Annotated in this window: 19 protein-coding genes and 1 pseudogene; 4 read left to right on the top strand and 16 right to left on the bottom strand. The window is 40.9% G+C overall.

Annotated elements, in window-relative coordinates; genetic code table 11:
* Nucleotides 1–427 precede the first annotated feature (427 nt).
* The 14 genes from D6D85_RS06060 to D6D85_RS05995 all read right to left on the bottom strand — a co-directional run bounded on the left by D6D85_RS06060 (nt 428) and on the right by D6D85_RS05995 (nt 11,899).
* Complete coding sequence (locus tag D6D85_RS06060; protein ID WP_125671179.1) at nt 428–637, bottom strand: DUF2283 domain-containing protein; 210 nt, start codon at nt 635–637, stop codon at nt 428–430.
* Nucleotides 619–906: a hypothetical protein gene (locus tag D6D85_RS06055; protein ID WP_125671178.1), complete on the bottom strand. Its 288-nt coding sequence runs from the start codon at nt 904–906 to the stop codon at nt 619–621. The genes D6D85_RS06060 and D6D85_RS06055 overlap by 19 nt, the downstream gene beginning before the upstream one ends.
* 235 nt (nt 907–1,141) lie before the next feature.
* On the bottom strand, nt 1,142–1,687 hold the full coding sequence (locus D6D85_RS06050) for an HAD family hydrolase (protein WP_161969715.1): 546 nt from the start codon (nt 1,685–1,687) through the stop codon (nt 1,142–1,144).
* Between the two features lie 252 nt (nt 1,688–1,939).
* Entirely contained in the window at nt 1,940–3,025 is a 1,086-nt protein-coding gene (locus D6D85_RS06045) for a hypothetical protein (RefSeq protein ID WP_125671176.1), read from the bottom strand.
* Between the two features lies 1 nt (nt 3,026).
* On the bottom strand, nt 3,027–3,809 hold the full coding sequence (locus D6D85_RS06040; protein WP_125671175.1) for a hypothetical protein: 783 nt from the start codon (nt 3,807–3,809) through the stop codon (nt 3,027–3,029).
* A 33-nt stretch (nt 3,810–3,842) separates the two neighbouring features.
* Nucleotides 3,843–4,328: a glycosyltransferase family 2 protein gene (locus tag D6D85_RS06035; protein WP_125671174.1), complete on the bottom strand. Its 486-nt coding sequence runs from the start codon at nt 4,326–4,328 to the stop codon at nt 3,843–3,845.
* A gap of 111 nt (nt 4,329–4,439) precedes the next feature.
* Nucleotides 4,440–5,372 (bottom strand): glycosyltransferase, encoded by a 933-nt coding sequence (locus D6D85_RS06030; RefSeq protein WP_125671173.1) that lies wholly within the window; start codon nt 5,370–5,372, stop codon nt 4,440–4,442.
* A gap of 106 nt (nt 5,373–5,478) precedes the next feature.
* Nucleotides 5,479–6,624 carry a glycosyltransferase family 2 protein gene (locus D6D85_RS06025; RefSeq protein WP_125671172.1) on the bottom strand — a complete coding sequence of 382 codons (1,146 nt, stop codon included), beginning with the start codon at nt 6,622–6,624 and terminating at the stop codon, nt 5,479–5,481.
* Nucleotides 6,621–7,154 carry a class I SAM-dependent methyltransferase gene (locus D6D85_RS06020; RefSeq protein WP_125671171.1) on the bottom strand — a complete coding sequence of 178 codons (534 nt, stop codon included), beginning with the start codon at nt 7,152–7,154 and terminating at the stop codon, nt 6,621–6,623. Before D6D85_RS06020 ends, D6D85_RS06025 begins: the two co-directional genes overlap by 4 nt.
* Complete coding sequence (locus tag D6D85_RS06015) at nt 7,151–8,314, bottom strand: glycosyltransferase family 4 protein (protein WP_125671170.1); 1,164 nt, start codon at nt 8,312–8,314, stop codon at nt 7,151–7,153. The genes D6D85_RS06020 and D6D85_RS06015 overlap by 4 nt, the downstream gene beginning before the upstream one ends.
* 157 nt (nt 8,315–8,471) lie before the next feature.
* Nucleotides 8,472–9,767: a non-hydrolyzing UDP-N-acetylglucosamine 2-epimerase gene (gene wecB / locus D6D85_RS06010; protein WP_125671169.1), complete on the bottom strand. Its 1,296-nt coding sequence runs from the start codon at nt 9,765–9,767 to the stop codon at nt 8,472–8,474.
* 160 nt (nt 9,768–9,927) lie between these two features.
* Nucleotides 9,928–10,371: a nucleotidyltransferase domain-containing protein gene (locus D6D85_RS06005; RefSeq protein ID WP_125671168.1), complete on the bottom strand. Its 444-nt coding sequence runs from the start codon at nt 10,369–10,371 to the stop codon at nt 9,928–9,930.
* Nucleotides 10,341–10,730: a HEPN domain-containing protein gene (locus D6D85_RS06000; protein ID WP_125671167.1), complete on the bottom strand. Its 390-nt coding sequence runs from the start codon at nt 10,728–10,730 to the stop codon at nt 10,341–10,343. Before D6D85_RS06000 ends, D6D85_RS06005 begins: the two co-directional genes overlap by 31 nt.
* Nucleotides 10,731–11,071: 341 nt before the next feature.
* Entirely contained in the window at nt 11,072–11,899 is an 828-nt protein-coding gene (locus D6D85_RS05995) for a HepT-like ribonuclease domain-containing protein (RefSeq protein ID WP_237558771.1), read from the bottom strand.
* A 296-nt stretch (nt 11,900–12,195) separates the two neighbouring features.
* On the opposite strand from D6D85_RS05995, the gene D6D85_RS05990 reads away from it, so the two are divergent.
* The 4 genes from D6D85_RS05990 (at nt 12,196) to upp (ending at nt 14,308) form a co-directional block, all read left to right on the top strand.
* Entirely contained in the window at nt 12,196–12,501 is a 306-nt protein-coding gene (locus tag D6D85_RS05990; RefSeq protein ID WP_125671165.1) for a hypothetical protein, read from the top strand.
* 315 nt (nt 12,502–12,816) lie between these two features.
* On the top strand, nt 12,817–13,086 hold the full coding sequence (locus D6D85_RS05985) for a hypothetical protein (protein WP_125671164.1): 270 nt from the start codon (nt 12,817–12,819) through the stop codon (nt 13,084–13,086).
* A gap of 2 nt (nt 13,087–13,088) precedes the next feature.
* Nucleotides 13,089–13,535 carry a type II toxin-antitoxin system VapC family toxin gene (locus D6D85_RS05980; RefSeq protein WP_125671163.1) on the top strand — a complete coding sequence of 149 codons (447 nt, stop codon included), beginning with the start codon at nt 13,089–13,091 and terminating at the stop codon, nt 13,533–13,535.
* Nucleotides 13,536–13,642: 107 nt separating this feature from the next.
* Entirely contained in the window at nt 13,643–14,308 is a 666-nt protein-coding gene (gene upp / locus D6D85_RS05975) for a uracil phosphoribosyltransferase (protein ID WP_125671162.1), read from the top strand.
* Between the two features lie 40 nt (nt 14,309–14,348).
* Here upp and D6D85_RS05970 read toward each other — a convergent pair.
* A pseudogene (locus D6D85_RS05970) lies at nt 14,349–14,600 on the bottom strand (nucleotidyltransferase domain-containing protein); the annotation flags it as partial.
* Nucleotides 14,601–14,653: 53 nt separating this feature from the next.
* Entirely contained in the window at nt 14,654–15,124 is a 471-nt protein-coding gene (locus D6D85_RS05965) for a hypothetical protein (RefSeq protein ID WP_125671160.1), read from the bottom strand.
* Between the last annotated feature and the right edge of the window lie 106 nt (nt 15,125–15,230).

Here is a 15,230-nt window from a genome sequence, read left to right as displayed (position 1 = left end):
CATCCGGCTTGAGCATGTCTCTAAGCCTTTCATCATCGACTGAAACGCTTATTTCCACTATTTTGGGCTTCCCCAGAAGATCTAGAATCTGCTTAAGGAGATTCGGTTCCACAGGGTAAACGACATATATTGGCATTACTACTCCGTCCCCTCTTTTTAGTTGCTTGAATAAAGTTTTATAAACCATATGGTTCTGTAAAATTAAAACAGATTAGAGAGGGCGAATCATGACAAGAAAGATCCATTCAAATTGCTGGAAAATTACTTGGTGATCTTTCCTTTGACAGAGACCTGAGGAAAGCAGCGGAGAGACAGGCCATGAAGGAGGTCTCAGATGGTAAACGAGGAATTTTCATCCCCTCAGAGGTAGGAATCACAGGTGAGTTGCTGAAGTTCCAAGGAGGTGAAAAATCGCGTCTGATGAGCTTTATCTCGCTGATCTGCCTCCTATCCTAGCCTTGAAGTCGCTTATTGTTATGCCAACTATTTCATTATCTGCAATCCGGTATATCACTCCGTCCTCCACCTCAATGCTGTCCTTGGCTTCCCTAGGCTCCCCAAAACTTATGTACAGCACATCAGCGTCTTCATCGTACTCTAAATTAATTCTTTTTAAGCTTAAAGCGACTTTTTCCATATAATCTCGCCCTTAACCTTAGCAATACTAGAAGTTAAGCAATTTAATAACTTTTCCCTGTGAACCTCACGGTAGATAACCACTAAATACTTAGGTCCTATGTGAAGATTAGTATAAAACTTTAATGCTTTAAGCTCACCCCTTAATCCCTTAATAACTAAATCTGGATCCTGAGCAGCTTCAACTATCCTATGAATATAAGCTGCGACCTCTGGATGTCTAGTGATAATGTGATCGAGGGTTCTTTTAGGGAGTTTTATCTTGGGCATTCGATTATCTGCGCTGTGCTACTTATAATTGCTTTGATCTAAAGCTATGCATTCTTCGTTCCTTTCTTCTCCTCCCTAAGCTTTAAGAAATCCTCCTGAGGAGATCTCTTTCCTCAGCTATTTATTAACAGATACATTATTGAAAGATCCTATTTTTCTCCTGGGCCTTTCATCATCTGTCATAAGCCCAGCATGAGCTCCTTAATGGCATAAAATACTATATCATCTGCGCACATCAATCTATCAGTTTGAAAAGCTCTTCTATAGTCTCCTCTCCCCTTGCATGGACACAAATTACCCCCAATTTTCTGCATTCTTCCAGATTTCTCCTTAGATCATCGACAAAGACGAGCTCTGATGGCTTTATTCCCTCTATCTCCAGTATCCTCCTCAACATTTCTAGCTTTGTGGGAAAGTCCTCTCTGGAAAATATTCCAGTTAATGAAATGTTAAATTTCCTCAGAAACTTTAGAATAGAGGGCTTGGACTGCATGCTCACCAGATAAACCTTTTTCCCTCTTTTCATTGCCTCCCTGACAAATTCGACTGCCTTTGTCGGCTTAGCAGAGTCAACGGCCTCCTCCTCAAATTCTCTAATGGCATCGCTCACTCTCCTGAATATATCAGTTCCAAAGCTCTCCTTCCAGAAATCCAAGAGACTCTCTATTCTGAGGCCTGCTACCAAGGAACCTGCCTCTTTAGCCTTTCTCCAGTCTATGTTGAGATGGGTCATGACTCCATCTAAGTCGAGAGCAATGACTTTCACTTGCTTGTCAGCCACTTGAATCCCTTGTTGCATCAGATTAAAAATTTATCTGGTAGCAGAATTCTCTAAGAGCCTTCATTAGGTTCATTGCATTCAGAAAGATTTTTATTTCCACTTTTCGTACCTATTGCCTCAAAGCTCACAGAGAAATTGAGAAGGGATGAAGGAGGACGAGTTCATGACTTTCATCGCGGAGAGAGCAGTGTTAAAACCTATCAGGATTAGAATAGCCTGAACTTCGATTATCTTCGGATAGATCGCTGAAGATTAGAGGACCCTCAGAACCTCCTCCTTATACTTTAAAAGGACACCACAGTCCATATGCCTTATCAGGTAAATCCCCTCAGGAAAGAGATCTCTCTCGGGCAGATCCGGGATCTCATCAGTAAGCCCTATCTCAATGTAAACATGTGCTATATTATATATTATATCATTCTTCAGCCTGCTTACGGCATACCCCCAGAGAGGAGCTGTTGTGTGCCACTTTCCGTCCACCTCTGTCACCTTGGGCTTTCCATCAGCATCCTCTTTTATGTCAACTGAGTAGAAGCCATGAGGCATTGGAGACAGGGCCTTTACAGCTGCTATTCCAACTTCTGTAACCTTGCCATCGTGGATAATCCTTGCAACAGTCGGAGTCCCTGTGACACCCGATAAAGAAATATGAGTGAAGGGATACTCAAGCCTCTCTCTAGCATAGGATGTGATGAGCTTGCCATTGTGCCAAAGGGAATCGAATGCCAGATCCCTTCCAGGCAGGTACTCCTGGACTATAAAATCGCTTGGCTTTGCCCTCCCCTGCAAAACGTTTAGTTCTATCCATCTCTTGGCTTCCTCTACACTGTTTACCTTTAAGCTGAGCCTTCCACCAGCCCCTGTCTTTGCCCTCATCCAGAGAGGGGATCCCAATTTGCTAAATGCACTATCGAGGTCATCAAGACTATTTATAAAAAGAGTTGAGGGAACTGGCACGTTTCCTGTTCTCATCCTCTCGTAAATAGTGCCCTTATCCGGAGCTATCTCCTCAGGCCTTGGAAGATAGTATTTTACCCCGATCTCATCAAGCTTATCCCTGTTCTTCGACACTATTTTTGCCTCAGAGCTTGGATGTGGGTGCAGGAACTGGATGGAATGCCTTTTCGCTATGTCAAGAAGGAGGGGCATGAACGATGGATCGTCATGTCTGGGGGATCTGATCCTCAAATCCACTTGAGGAAATAAAATGTGATATTCATTATAATCAGTTCCAACTATAAAATATTTGATCTTTTTTGTTATTTCGGCAAGCCTCAACGCCCTGACAAAGTTCACCCCTCCTATTCCTCCCGATCCTGTCACTATAACTCTGGCCATCTTAAACCCTCCTCAACAGATCAACACCTCTCACTATGGCTAGATCCTGCCTTGAAGCAAGAAACTCCAGGACCTTTTTATATGCCCTCCCTCCCCTCATCTTTATGGAGGAATCATGCCATAGCACTGTTATCACATTTTTCCCTCCCTTTATAGCTCTGTTTATCGCATCATTAAACAGGTTGATCACTTTCTCCTCCTTCACGTTCATGTATGTGAAGAGGTAGGCATCCATTATCGCCACAGGAAACACGGTTACTCCATCTATCATGTAGTGGCCCATGTCCTCCAACTCTATCCTATCCCTGAACTTCTTAAGGGAGGAATCGTAGAGAAAACCTGCATCTCTTATCTTTCTGTAATCATCAGCCTTTATCCTGAGGTAGTGAACCCTGCATCCATAGGTTCTGCCGCTGACCTCCTCAATTTTCTCTTTTTGAGCTCTTATGCTGTTGGCAGAGGAGACATCATTTAAATGAACTCCTATCTCCCATCCCTCGCTTAAAAGCTCTTTTATCACATCGGAATAACAGCCAACATCAGTTCCATCATCGTAAACGGGCCTGAAGAAAAAGGTGGATCTCATGTCAAGGGAGTCCTCAGCATCCATAAGCTCGGGGATTCCAAAATACGGATTATAACCCTCATTTATAACCCTTTTTATTATATCATCGTCGAACCTCTCCTTTCTGGCCATTATGTGGTCTATGCCAGGCCCATGTCTGGGCCAGTCCACGTCATGGCTGAGGAAGATGAAGAGGGGCATTTCCTGTGATGAATCCAAGAAATATAAACATGTACAGCAAACATTTGTAGTTTATAAAGGCTTTACTCTGTGTAGGTAGAAGCCGATTCTCATGACAACAGCCTTGGGAGGGATTAAAAACATCAATGGGAGAAGAGTTTGTAGATCCCTGCGTGCCCGATCTATAAGAAGTCTGTATTTTGATATAAGCCTTGCTTTCTCCTGAGAGCCTGAGGAGAAGTACTTGTTGAAGAGATCTGAGCAAGATCCATGCTTGTATAATGCTCTTGCTGCTCCCACCCCTATGTACCTGTGGGAAGGATTTAGCTCGATCCATTTAAGGGCTATGCTCTTCGTTTCATCTTTACTCAAGCCATTTATTATTATCATCACTTCATAGCTTTTCAACGTCTGATTCTCAATGCTCTTCAGGCATCTAGAAAGAGTCCTTGCAGAATTATATGTCGGAATTATTATCGGGATAAGAGTGTGATTATGCTCTCCAGCAGCCATAGCATGAACTTTAATAATTCTTTCTAGGCTGTTTGTCGGAACCAAAGTATTGATGTCTAAAAATATAATAACTCAAAAAAAAGCTCATCTAAGGGCCTGCCTCAAGACCCACCTTTGGCGAATATCCATGCTTCTGGTCTATATAACAGTATTGGCTCATCTTAGCATCTCCTCATATTCCTCCAGCAGTCTAGCTACAACTATGTTCGGGTTGTGATTTTTCATAAGGTACTCATATTCATCTCTCCACAATTTTTCATCGGCATGTAATATAGCCTCTGCTATCTCCTCCTCTTCTTCTATATCCTTCAGCGGGAATTCTCCGTATTCCCCATACTCTGAAGATACGTATGCTATAACGGGTCTTCCGCATGCTATTGCCTCCAAGGAGACCACTCCTAGGGATCCCAGTCTAAATCTGTCTATTACTACATCGGAGTTCCAGTAGTATCTATTGAGCTCTTCGTGAGGAACCTTGGGAAGCACGTTCAGATGCAATCCAAGTTTCTCAGCTAGTCTCAGTGTTTTATCCAGATCTTTACCGTAAGCGATTATGCTCACATCCACTTTGTCCTTTATCCTGCTCAATGCCCTTATTGCTATATCTGTACCTTTGACATCCCAGTTCGAATCAGATGCAATTAGCACCCTCCTCCTTGCATGTTTTTCAGCAGGCCTTGGGTAGAAGACCTGCATATCCACCGGATTGGGAAGATATATTGCATCATCTCTGAACTGCCTTGCTATTCCAAGAATGTCAGGGGTACTCACCAGAATTTTATCGCATTTCTTCAAATTATACTTGACCATTTTACCCCAGAGAGGATGTCTTAACGCCACTCTGAGGTCGCTTCCATGGGCATGTCCTATCAGAGGTTCTTTTCCCAATTTTCCAGCTATATAGCAGTCCTGAAGGAGATAGTGGACATGATATACATCTGCGTTGGTTCTTATCATTTTATATGCTATGCCTAATGTCTTGCTCCAGATACTCCTAGTTCTCCTTATGTGTCTTACCTCTATTTCCTTAGGGAAATATTTTATCAATGTCTCGCCAACATAGGCACAATCATTTATCATCGCTATCATCTGTTATCCCTCATTACGATTTTCTCCTTTATATAAGTGGGGAAATTCAAAAATATTTTGGTAACATCAAGAAGAAAGGTAGAGCGAAGCTTTCTATAAATTACCTTTATTCGATAACAACCTGAGCTAATATATTTAAGAATCGCATTGTAGTTTCAGCTTTTTGATAGTCTTCTCTATTCTTTACGATAACCTTTCCAAATCCATTAGCAGCTTCCTCGAGAACATAGCTCAAGTAAGAGGGTATCTTATCTTTTCTTTTTTCAATAAGATTAAAGAAAATTCTTGCATCTTTTCCCTGAAATATTTTCTCCTGGCCCTCGAACTCTAATTTTATCACACGACTAGACGGAAAATTTGCATAAAACCCAAGTAGAGATTCAAAATAAGGATTTTTTGGAATTTCTTTATAATAACGACCTAGAGTATATAAAATCATGTCCTTTAGGTCCCTAGGAGGGCTAGGTTTATATACGAACAAAGGTTTTAAATCTTTTAATATTTTAATAGATAGTCTCTGAAATCTTAAAAGCGGAAACCTCAACCTTTTTCCTACTTCAATCACACTCCTTAAACATCCATTAGTAGTTTCAAACCTTCCTACTTCAGATCTAACATAGTTTTCTGGGTGTAGTCGATATTTATACCATGGTTCAACTTTTCTCAACCTCAAAACATTAATAAACTTTTCCTCAAACTTTAGCCAATACGGTATATTCCATGTTATGTATGTAGAAATAATATGTTTGAAACACATAGTTTTAACAAAGAATATATCAGGAACTATATTTGATCCTCCTCTTAAAAATAAAACCGCTGGCGAGGAGAGATCTATCGATCTGCAAGTTCTTGCAATTCCAATGATCTCTCCATTTTCATTAATCTTCCATAAGTCAGCAAAAACACCATCATAATTGCAGTTTTGCAAATATAAAACGTTTCTTTCAAGTGCTTTTTTATCCAGAAGTACATCATCGGAATGTAACATTGTAATAAACTTACCTCTTACAAACTTAACGCCATCCATCAATGCATTTAGTTGTCCTCCGTTTTCTTCTCTCCGAAGATAAACAATCCTATCATCGTTAAATTCTCTGACGATACTTGGCGTGTTATCCGTAGAACCATCATCCACTATTATTAATTCCCAACTTTTAATGGTTTGGTTTAAAACACTCTCTATTGCATTATGTATATATTTAGCACCATTGTAAACAGGCATCAAGATAGAGACCTTTACATCACCTCTCATTTTTTTGCCCCTCCTATTTTTCTAGCAATAGTCAGGAGGTTTCTCTCAGCTATTGCACTAGGCAAAATCATCCTTGCAATATGGTCTAATATTCTGTGAGGTGTGAGAACATTTGGAAGAGTCAGATACTTGAATTGAATGATAGAAAATCCGCTTCTTAATAGAATATTTTGCATCTCAGTTTTTGTCCAGCAGGCTATGTGACCATAATCGCTCAAAATTTGTGATAGCCCCCTCATTTGTCTCAACAATATCCTCCAGTGGAAAATATTCGGTGTGCTCACTTCTATTGTTCCTCCTTGTTTTAAAATTCTATATATTTCCCTTAAACATAATAATGGATTCTCTAAATGTTCAATAACCTCATACATACATACTCTATCAAAAACTTCTTCTCTGAATGGAAGATGATGAGCATCTGCGCAAATAAAATTCCGTGGATTGTTTCTAGGTGCTTTACATAGATCTATACTGATATCTCCTCTTGCTATGTCAAGTTCATCGCATCCCGAACCTACATCTAATATCATCGTTCTTCCTCCAATAGCTTCGTATATATATTCAATACTTTCTGAGCATGAGCCAGAAAAGAGTGATTCTTTACCACATAGCTTCTTGCATTTTCGCCTATTTTATCCATTAAATTTTTATTATTTAGCATAATCTCGATGGCCCTTGCTATCTCTTCTGGGTCTTTTTCATTCACTAATATGCCATTCTCCATGTGCTTAACAATTTCTCGCATACCACCTATATTAGAGCATATTACGACTTTTCCGGATGCCATTCCTTCAAGCATGGCAAGCGATGTTGCTTCTTGGACTTCATGCGAGGTTATTGATGGTATGAGAATAATATCCGCCATCATATAGTACTGAAAGATATCTTTATGCGGGATTGATCCAATAAAATGGATTCTGTTGTCCCCTTTTGCTTCTTTAGCTATTTTACTTTTCTCTGGTCCGTCTCCAGCTATTATCATTTTTAATTTTTTATTTTGTATATATTTCATTGATAGAACTCCATAAATTACGCCATTCTTCTCGACAAGTCTTCTCGGCACTAAGATAATAATGTCTTCTTCGGCAAATCCAAACATCTTCTTTAATTTCCTCTGTTTCTCCTCAGAAATTGGCCTGAACAGATCTGTATCTACGGCATTATGCACTACAGCAATTCTGTCAGCTGGATAATCAAATTCTGAAATAATATACTCCTTCAGCCTCTTATCAACGGTAATCACGTAATCTGCAATATTTACCCCCTCTTCCTCAAGTTGCAAGAGGTATGGATATAATTCTTCACGAACTTTTTTATTCTTTATAAATTCTATATTTTCTTTTGAAAAATAACCGTGAAGAGTTAACACCTTTTTCTGTTTCTCTTCAGCTACACTTATCATTGATAGAACATCATGGGCATGGATTATATCGATCATATAGGCTTTCGGGATATGTCTCCTTAGATAATTTATTTTCCACCAGAGTTTCCGCCTATAACCATGTTTATCTCCTAAAATAGGTAGTAAACTCCATTTAATTAATTCTCCTAAATTTCTCTTATTATAATAAAGTGTAGTAACGTCTACTCTCAGTCTCCTTAATCCCCTTTCTAATAATAGCATATGAATGTGCTTCCCGCCGAGATGCGTTATATAGGGATTATCAGTGGATGTGAGAAGCACCCGCATTTATTTCCCCTTTTATAATGAATCCGCTATTAAAAAGCTTATCACCCAATTTTTAAAATCTCTCGTATATTTCATTGAACAGTTGGTTATTTTTAACAATCAATATGCCAATACTTTTATAAATGGCTTCGTATAATCACTGCCCGAGATTAAAAGATTATTCGTCTCGGTAATAGCTCCTCCTAACCTTAGCAAGCAACTTCCAATAATCTTTTGCCTGAATGCATGGTTCTCCATCTTCATTGAAGCCAATTATTGGTTCAAAAATAGAATCAATACCTGTTCTATCATCGAGTAGAGCATAGGTAACTACCGGAGTTTCTCTTAGATCAGGCTCTTCGATTGCAATCTCTTTTTCGGAGAATTCCTTTAATATTCTTGCTATTCTCTCCCCGGCATGCCCATCTCCAAACGGATTTTTAATATCTAATGTTCTCATTTTTTCTGCATACCCAATCTGCTGTAAAGTTAACCTCACAATTAATTCTGTATCGGCTCCTGCAAGCTTATTTAGACCATACATGGTTGTCTCCGGTCTTTCTGTATTATACCGGAGAGTTACTGTTGGAACTTTTAATATAAAGGCTTCCTCTTGGACTCCCCCGCTGTCTGTTAGCACTGTTTTACAGTTAGCTAAAAGGGAGAGAAACTCAAAATAACCTAAAGGTTTTATTATCCTTACTTTTTGAAGATACTTTGCTAAACCCAGCTCCATTATCCGGTTTTTTGTGCGCGGGTGAGCCGGGAAAATAATATTATACTGTTGCGAAAGATATTTAAGCGCCTTTAAAATATTTCCAAGCCTCTGAGGATTGTCCGTGTTCTCAGCTCTATGTAACGTTACTAGAATGTAATTGTTTTTATCTAGACCTACCTCTGAAAGAAAGGCCTCCCCTTTTTCCTTCACTAAATTTTTATATTTGCATAAAATATCTACAATTGTGTTTCCAGTTAAATAAATATTTTTCGGACATATTCCTTCAAACAAGAGATTAATCAAAGACAGCTTTGTTGGAGCAAAGTGCACAGTTGCCACAGTATCTGCTATTTTCCTATTCACCTCTTCAGGCATAACCATATTCCAACTTCTAAGTCCTGCCTCAACATGGGCAAAGGGAACTAAACATTTTAGTGACGTAAGCGCTGTTGCCACAACAGTATTGGTGTCACCTTCAGCTGTTACAATAGCAGGCGAATGTTTTTTAATCAATTTTTCAAGTCCAAGCATAATTTTAGCAGTTTGTTCGGCATGCGTTCCACTCCCTACCTGTAAAACTTCATCGGGCTCAGGCAGTTTAAATTGTTCAAAAAATATCCTGCTGAGCTCATAATCATAATGCTGTCCCGTCCAGATGAAGAGATAATCTATATTAAGCTTTTCTAAGCTTTCAATTACTGAGGCTAGCTTTATTATCTCCGGTCTTGTTCCAGCAACTATCATTACAGGTTTCATTCAGCAATAACCACCTCTACTAGGTTTCTTTGATAACCCTTAAGAAGAGGATAAGATAAGTTTTGTGCTGGACATAATCTGCTTTTACAATTCATTATAACTAATTTTAAGATGCGCGCAGAATTGAACTAACTTAGATCTTCTAAACGTAGTCACAGAACTATGTCTTTGCTTCTGCATGTATTCTCCATCCCTTCTTGTATCTACGTATCTTTAGCCTTTCTTTAACTTCCTCGTATGTTTTTAGCATTTCCTTCCATATTCCATCATCGTATACTACTTTTCCCTCCTCAAATGCTTCTATGAGCTCATATTCAGCCGCATTTATGGCCTCAAACAGCTCTTTTACTGTGTATATTCTTGGGTCCACTACTCCAGGAGGTGGAAGTTCGGTATATGATACAGCTTTATCCACAACTACAATGGCATCTATATCGCTGCTTAACTTCCAAGTTCCACTAGCCCTAGAACCGATAACCACCACGGCTCTTACGTTCGTAAGCTTGGATAATTGTTCTATGTAATTTGCTAGGTGCTCTATCGCTGGCCTTCCATCCCAGATTTTTCCTATATCTATTCTAAGTATTTTCCTAACGCATCCCATAATTCTCTCATGACCTCAACACATTCTTTAGCGATCCTTAAATCATACCTTAAATCATATTTCATCTTAGCTTTTCTGGCTGCATCAGGATATCTAGGGTAGTGAATAGTCAACTTCGATAACTTAGTCAATAGGGGCTCTTCAACACCAGCTTCCTGTGCCAGCTCCATTAAGTCATGTATTGGTATGAACATGCCTTTCTTAATCAGGATAGCCTTTAGCAACTTCTCACATGATTGCTGGGCATGAAAGCATGCCTCTTTAAAAGAGCTCCTATTAAGCGCAGAAATAGCTTCATCATGATCACTCTTAGCGTACTCAAGCCATTCCTTCCAATCATCCGAAGCCAACTTTGGCATAACAGGGACTTCAGCGTAAAATTCTTAGTAGAACGCAGTCAAGGCACAGAATGTATTTATTCTTTCTGCCATAAAAGCGCGCGCATGCTCTCCCTAAAGTTCGATGTGTGGTGTTCGGCGTGCAAAGCTGAAAGGGGGCCAAATGGCCCCGTTATTCACCCCTCCATCTGACATGCCCTGGCTCCCCATCAAGCCGTAAAGCTTGGAGGAGGCAGGACATTCAGACCTTGGAGGGATTGTTTTTATCACCTTAGTTCTTTTTTGTTTTGCTTCAGCTTAGGAAGATATAGAGACAAAATATAAAAATCTTTCGCTTACTTGAGAATTTAAGAAGAAGGCCATCAGGATGGCAAAAATATTTTTAAAGATCCCATACAGCAGTGCGATGTGATCCATTCCATAAACCTATTAATTATTTCATTAACGGTGTTTTTTGCTGCATCATAAAGCATCTCCCTCCTGACTTTCAGGTGCACAAGTATGTTCCTCAGTCCAGCAAGCTTCTCTATCTCTTCGGCTATATCTTTTGGCATCTTTTTCGCTTCAGCCAGTCTTCTTGGATATTCTCCATATCTTTCCACAAGTCCCAGAGAGTAGACTGAGACAAGATGCCTGCATATATCGAGAATTGACTCTATTATCCTCAGCATTGCCCTCTCCAGTGCCAGAATTTCCTTGTAATCGAGATCCTCAACCCTCTTGCACAGTATTTCGCTTTTGATGAAGCCAGCATCTCTCCTGATCTCCTCAACTCTTGAGGTTATTATTGTTTTATCGAGCTTTGGATCGATATTTGACCACATTCTCAGCTCTATAATCGCATCTGGAGATCTCTGAGCCTTCTCTAAAAGCTTTTCAACGGCTTCAGGCTCCCCCTTTATCAAAACTCCCTCCTCCAGTATTCTTGACAGAAAAATGGGATTGCACTGATTCATGCTCACCACATCCACTTGATCCTCGCTTATGCCAAGGGCTTCTGCAACCTTTGATACAACATATCCGAGATAAAGCAGGTTCTCCTCACCTAACAAGGCTATGTCGACATCGTGAGAGCTTGCTCCATCTCTGGCAATGGAACCGAACAGGATTGCCACTTTAACTCCCTTCATTTCATTGAAGAGAGCCCTAAGCTTTGGAAGCACATCGTTGAGCACGATCTTTCTTGCCACAGGGTTTTCGCCAGTGCTATATTTTAACATTTTCTGTCCTTCCATTTTACTGAAGTGCACGAACGGATCATGACGAGCCAGCTTTTCTGCAATATAACCTGCAATAAATGGCCACATTATATCTGCATTGGTTCTTACTATCTTTATGATGCCTAGTGTTCTGCTCCAGAAACCTCCTAGTCCTCTTTATGCGTCTCGCCTTTATTTCTCAAGAAAAATAATTACTTGAAGCGGAGCTTTGTAAAAAATCTTTGAAGGCTGAACAGCCTCTCGCTTGTATGTGAGACAAAGCTTTTATGTGCGGAGCTAAAACAAGCATAGGTGGGACTGCGGAGGGAGTAAATGTTAGGAGAGTTGACATGAAGGGCAGGATTTACCTCTCAAGGAGGTTGGTGGGTTTGAAGCTCTACATGGTCGAGGTTGACGGCGTGGTCCTGCTCTCAGCCTCGAAAGAGCGCATTCTGTCGGCTGTTGAGCGATTAGCTCCTTGCAGTTCCCTAAAGGAGTACCTTGCTATTTTAGAGGAGCTCGGGGAACTTACACCGAAAGAGGTTGAGGAATTTGCAAGGGCGAGAGCTTGGAGGAGCACAGAAGGGCAATAGTAGACAAATGCATCATGGTCTCCAAAACTTGAGAACTCTCAAAGCTGTACTGGCATAGCAGATCTTGCTCTGACTATCGATTTGCATTTCCAATTCTTTCGTATACTTTTTGCTTTCATCCGAATTATCATTGTTAACGTTTTCTACTTCATTCTATCGTGTTTCCGCGAGAATACAGCAGATAATTTAGAAATTTTTACTCACATTTCTTTCCAGTCTGCGAACTTAAGTCAGATAATGCCTTTACATGAAGGTCCTCTGAAATATTAAACAAAACCTTAAATACAGCATTACTCCATAGAGTATTTAGGGAACATGGTTGAGAAGATAAAGACAAGCATAGTCATCAATAGAAGCCTCTGGGAGAGATTTAAGACGAAAGTTGTGGGCGAGGGAGGACTAAAAGGTCTTAGTGAAGCTGTGGAAGAGGCCATAGAGGAGGAGCTTTGTGAGGATTTGATAATAGAGGCTCTAGAAGAGCTGCTGGGTTCTGAGAAGCCTCCTTTAGCAGTAACCCCCGTCAAGCCTGAGGTCCAGACAGACGCAGGGAAGGCTGTGAGAGAGCTGAGGGACTCGAGGCTTTAAAAATGCTGGTTTATCTGGACACAAGTGCTATTGTTAAGCGCTACGTTGAGGAGCCAGGAAGCACTTTAGTGAACGAGGTATATGAAAAAGCGCTCAGCGGAGATGTGCTGTTATCTTTCTCTGCTTGGAACATTGGTGAGGCACTAGGCGTTCTCGACAAGTATCATAGGAGGCGGTGGCTAAGCAGCGAGAGTTACTTGAAGGCAAGAGCCCAGTTTCTTGGTGAAACGCTTAGACTCATAAGGCTGAGGATCATAAGGGTAATTCCTGTGAGGACAGGTCTCCTCAAACAAGCATGGAGTTTGATAGAAAAATATCACATTTATCAAGCTGATGCATTGCAGATACTTTCCGCCAAGCAGGTGAGCTCAGAGAAATTCTACACTGCAGACAAGTCCCTTCATGAGGTAGCATTAAAGGAGGGTTTGAAAAGCGAGCATGTGGGCTGATTATAGATGAATTAGACTTTTGGGCATCCAAGAAGATATCACGAGATCCTTAGACCAGTGAAAAAAAATATTTATATCTAAATTTCAGAGTCGCTGGGAGGGGTTTCTTGTTCGAATATAGGGCAGTAAATAAGAAGTATGCCCAAGAAGTTCTGACGCAGTTGCGGAGCAAGGAGACGAGCCAAGTAGAGTTCAGAAAAGGACTTGTGCGCCTTGGAAGAGTGCTAGGGCTGGAAATAGTTGAAGACTTTGAAACAGAGGAGAAGCTTGTCGAGACACCGCTTGGCACCATTTACAAGGGAATAAGGATAAAGGACTTCGAAAAAGTCTGCATAGTAACTGTTCTAAGGGCAGCTTGGCCCCTGACAGAGGGTTTAGTGAAGATATTCTACTCAGCTAAACAGGGAGTTATTGCAGCCAGAAGGGCAGAGGAAAAAGGCATGCACAACAGAGAGTTCGATATTGAGGTAAATTATGTCAAGGTTCCCGAGATGAATGGAGATGAAATCCTGATAATCAGCGATGTTATGGTTGCCACAGGTTCTACACTAATTGCAGCCTTAAAGGAGCTATTAAAGAGGGGAAGGGCAAAAAAGTACTATATTGCTTCGGTGATCTCAACACCGGTAGCTATAGAGAAACTTGGAAAGTTTGCCGCAGAGGCAAACATAGATCTGAAGCTCTTCACCATAGCTGTTGATCCAGAGCTGAACGACAAAGGGTATATCGTTCCCGGTCTTGGAGATGCTGGTGACAGGGCTTTTGGAACATAGGTATTGCAGCTTAAGCTGCTGATAGCAAATATGAAAGATGTTACATATTCCCATCTAACAGGAAAGAAGCTTTCAGCGTTTCCTTATCCCTTATGTATATTAGCTTGCCTTCTTGGAGAACTCTTGCTTTCAACGCATCATCAGCTATGTCCAGTGCAACCACATCCACTTTATCCGCCGGAACCCCTATGGCATCTGATATCTCTATAGCAAGCCTTATTTCATCCATCACGGTCACGGGCTTATTGAAGAGAACAGCTATGTCGTAATCGCTATCCTGTCTTGCGGTTCCTCTTGCCCTGCTTTCTCAAACACCTTCTCAAGCCCTTGAAGCTCCTCAGACATTTAGGAATCCCTCATCTTTGTAAGGAACTCGCTGAACGATGACGAATATTTCATAGCAAGATCTATATCGATGCCCTCAGCCAGCTGTCCGTATTTTCCTGGGGTCTTCATTATACCTCTTCTTTTTAGCTCCTCTTCCGGATCCATCAAATTCTCAGCCGATCTCATGCCCAAACCTGCTAGTATCCAAGCCTCCACAGAGTGCCTAATGGGCACCACATGAGCATCCAGCCTTCTTAGCTCATTCTTTATCCTTTCAACAAAATCGGGATTTAAACAATGAAGATCTTTGAGCACGAACTTTTTTCTCGCGTTGAATGTCCTGATAAGCCTTGCAGCTTTTTCTGGTCTATTTCCTCTCATTATCAGCACCTTGCAGAGAAATTTAAGTCTTCTGCACAGGTTCTCAAGAAAGGCCTTGTCTGTAGGGCCTTCAACAATGACCAAAATGAGATCAGCTGATGACTCCACTGTACCAGGCCTCGCCCAGAGTTCCTCCTTCCTCCAGATACCTCCTTACTTCCTCAGCCTTGCTGCCAGAAAGCTTCGTCACAACAGTATCCAGCCCTCTTCTCTC

The organism is Candidatus Methanodesulfokora washburnensis, from assembly GCF_003947435.1.
Lineage (GTDB): Archaea > Korarchaeota > Korarchaeia > Korarchaeales > Korarchaeaceae > Methanodesulfokora > Methanodesulfokora washburnensis.
The sequence above is the reverse complement of the archived record's forward strand: the minus strand, read 5'-3'. Positions and strand labels throughout refer to the sequence as shown.